Below are 1097 nucleotides of genomic sequence, written 5' to 3' on the forward strand. Positions count from 1 at the left end.
CGCGAGGGTTGCCCTCCCATCAAGCCGGACACGCGCATAGAGGATTTTGACCTGTTCGTGAAATGGCTCGCCGACAAGGGTATCTCCGTCATAAGCATCGACCTCCACCATGACGAGGGTCATGCCGACCCTCTGACCGATGATCTGCTGCCGAACCATCACGCCCACATCATTGTCGATTGGATGAACCACGAGACAGGAAAGAGCGTCAAACTCGATGCCAACGACTGTAAGGAAATGCAGACAGTGCTTGCCGAAAGTCTCGGCATGGAACGCGGCACTCCCAAAGAGGACTCCGGCATAGAGGGGCTGAGTGCCATAGAGTACAAGGAGCGGAAAGCGCGAGAGAACAACCAACGGCTCACGGCTGAGAACGCCGTGCTTGAAAGCCGTAACGAGCAACTTGAATTGCAGGCGATGGCTGCTGAGAAGTCTATCGAAGAACTTGAACAACAGCGCAAGGAGAAGAAAAAGGCTCTTGACGAGGAGAGCGGCAGCGCACTCATGAGCGGTGTGGCAAATCTTTTCGGCAAAGGTAAATATGCGGAGATTGAGAAAGAGAACGCACGGCTGACAGCCGAGAACAAGGATATGCAGTTTGCCGTAGCTAAGATGGAGGCACAGGTGGCTAAAATCCCGATGATGGTGCAGAGGCAGGTGCGTCAGACCATCGAGGACAAGACCGAGGAACATCTGACCGAAATCCGGGAGTTGAACGCATCGCACAGCCGTGAATTATCTTCCCTCCAAGTCAAGTTGCAGAACCTCTCCGCCCGATACCGAGAGCTGGAGAGTAACAACCGCCATATCATAGACAATCTGAAGCGTGAGAAAGACACGCTGCTTGCTCAGATGGAGGCGATGTTGCGGTTGCTCGGCGAGAAACTTGAAAAGGCTGTCCGCGCCCTCATTCAGTTCGCAAGGGTTTTAGCATACAAGACTTTCACACGCGAGCATAAGGAGGCGATTGTGTCATGGCTCGCACTCGATCGTGATGACCCGAAATCAAACGCCCATTTTGTCAAGGTGTTCGCCCGACCGTTTCTGACCGACAAGGAATTTGACAAAGGCTGCAAGGAACTCGACCGCCTCACTTC

Annotated in this window: 1 protein-coding gene; it reads left to right on the plus strand. The window is 53.6% G+C overall.

From position 1 onward, the window contains the following. Positions 1-1097, plus strand: a 1097-nt coding sequence (locus E5354_RS14285) for a hypothetical protein (RefSeq protein WP_168353917.1), incomplete at both ends; no start/stop codon positions are given.

Origin of the sequence: Muribaculum sp. NM65_B17, assembly GCF_004793735.1 — a bacterium.
GTDB lineage: Bacteria > Bacteroidota > Bacteroidia > Bacteroidales > Muribaculaceae > Muribaculum > Muribaculum gordoncarteri.